The organism is Gordonibacter pamelaeae 7-10-1-b, assembly GCF_000210055.1.
GTDB lineage: Bacteria > Actinomycetota > Coriobacteriia > Coriobacteriales > Eggerthellaceae > Gordonibacter > Gordonibacter pamelaeae.
In genome coordinates, this window is sequence record NC_021021.1 from 3,118,652 (window position 1) to 3,121,155 (window position 2,504).

The 2,504-nt window shown below is 69.4% G+C and carries 1 protein-coding gene; it reads left to right on the plus strand.

Features of this window, described 5'->3' with window-relative positions:
* A partial coding sequence (locus GPA_RS14325) for a VirB4-like conjugal transfer ATPase, CD1110 family (protein ID WP_156791180.1) occupies positions 1 to 2,400 on the plus strand: 2,400 nt, incomplete at its 5' end.
* Positions 2,401 to 2,504 lie beyond the last annotated feature (104 nt).

A 2,504-nucleotide genomic window follows, 5' to 3' on the forward strand; every position in this document is an offset into this window, starting at 1 on the left:
CGGGCGCAAGGACGCCTCGAAGGGCGCGGAGGCCGAGGGCAGAGGCGCCGCCGGGAGCGCGACCGCTCGCGCGAGATGGCCGCCTACGTCGGCTACGACGCCATGTACAGGGACGGAATCGCCCAGGTGATGCCCGGGGTGTTCAGCCAGACGGTCGAGTTCTCCGACATCAGCTACCAGTCCGCGCGCAAGGAGGCGCGCGAGACGGCCTTCACCGTGATGAGCTCGCTGTTCAACTACTTCCCGGCGGACTCCCACGTGCAGCTCCAGGTAGTGAACGCGCCCATCCCCGCCGACGAGGTCGGCCGCAAGGTCTTCTTCGAGCCCGGGGAGCGCGCCACCGCCGGGCTCGCCGAAGAGTACAACCGAATCCTCAACGACAAGATGCGCGAGGGCGTCTCGAACCTCGTGCGCCACCGCTACCTGACCTACGCCGTGGGCGCCGACGACGTCGACGCCGCGGTGCCCAAGCTCGCGCGCATCCGGGGCGACGTGGAACAGACGCTCGCGCGCATACGCTGCTCGTCGCGCGCCCTCGACGGCGCCGAGAGGCTCGAGCTTTTGCAGGGGCAGCTGCGCCCGGGGTCGCGCTTCGAGTTCTCCTGGGACAAATTGTCCCCGACGTCGGGCGCGCGCACGAAGGACTTCGTCATGCCCTCCACGCTCGACTTCAAGCCCGAGGGCAGGTCCGACTGCTTCTGCAGCGACGGGCGCTACGGCGCGGTGCTCGCGGTGCGCAGCTTCGGGTCGGTCATCGAGGAGACCTACCTCGCCTCCATCATCGACCTGCCGCTGCCGCTCAACGTGACGCTGCACGTGCAGCCCATCGCGCAGAGCGAGGCGCTCGCGCTCGTGAAGCGCCAGATCGACTGGATGGACAAGGAGATCATCGACGAGCAGATGAGCGCCGTGAAGAAGGGCTACGACTACCAGATCCTGCCGCCCGAGCTGCGCTTCTCGAAGGAGGAGGCCGAGGAGCTGCTCGACTTCCTGCGCAACAAGTCCGAGCGCCTGTTCGTCTACACGGGCCTCGTCTACACCTGGGCCGACAGCCTCGAGGAGCTCGACCGCCGCGTCCAGCAGGTGACGAGCGTCGCGCAGGGCTGCACGATCGGCCTCGAGCCGCTCCACTTCCGGCAGCGCCAGGCTCTCAACTCGGTGCTCCCGCTCGGTGACAACCACGTCACCGTGAGCCGCTACCTCACCACGGGGCAGGTGGCCATGCAGATGCCCTTCGCCAGCCAGAGCCTCGACGAGGCGGGCGGAGGCTACTACGGGCAGTCCAAGGAGAGCGGGAACCTGGTGCTGTGCGACCGCAAGCGCCTGGCGAGCCCCATGGGCTTCGTGTGCGGCAAGCCCGGCTCGGGCAAGAGCTTCTCGGTGAAGCGCGAGATAACCAACACCGTGCTCGCGCACCCCGAGGACGAGGTCGTGATCTTCGACCCGGCCGGCGAGTACGGCAACCTCGTCGGCGCGCTCGGCGGCGCGAACGTCGAGCTCGCCCCGGGATGCTCGGCGGTGCTCAACCCCCTCGACACCGCCGACGTCGCGGACCGCGCCGACGCCGCCAAGCTCGCGTACAAGACCGACGCGGTGCTCGCGCTCTCGAGCGCGCTCATGGCCGAGGGCCGCGAGGGCCTGCCTGAGCGCGACCGCTCGATCATCGCCCGCTGCGTCGGCGAGGCGTACCGGGAGTGCGCGAGGGACGGCCGCCTGCCCACGCTCGGCGACTTCCACGCGGCGCTGCTCGCTCAGCCCGAGCCCGAGGCCGCCGACATCGCGCTGCGCTACGAGCGCTACGTGAAGGGCGCGTTCTCCTTCTTCAACGGCCAGAGCAACGTGGCGCTCGACAACCGCATCACCAACATCGACATGCACGGCCTCGGCCAGAACATGCGCGTGTTCGGCATGATCACGGCGCTCGAGATGGTGCGCAACCGCGTGATGGTAACGCCGCCGCGCCCCAACTACACCTGGCTCTACATCGACGAGGTGCAGAGCCTCTTCGCGCACCCGACGGTGGTCGAGTACTTCGCCCGCCTGTGGCGCGAGGGGCGCAAGTTCGGCCTCATCTGCACCGGCATCAGCCAGAACACGAGCCACATGCTGGCCAACGCCGAGGCCCGCGACATGGTGCTCAACTCCGAGTTCTTCCTGCTGCACAAGCAGTCCACCGCCGACCTCGACGCATGGGCGGAGATGCTCCAGCTCTCCGCCACGGAGCGCGGCTACATCGGCGACGCCGTCAAGCCCGGCGAGGGGCTGCTCATCAGCGCCGGGATCCGCGTGCCCATCACCGACGACTTCCCGAAAGGCCCGCTCTACGACCTGTGGAACACCAAGCCCGCAGAGGTCGCCGAGCGCGAGATGCGCCGGGCGGCGCGAGAGGCGAAGGAGTAGCCGTGGCTCGTCCGAGCGAGGGCGGCGGGATGCTCGAGGTGGTCGGGGCGCAGCGCCGCGACGTGCTCACCGCGGGCGACGTCGCGGAGACCGAGCGCGACGCC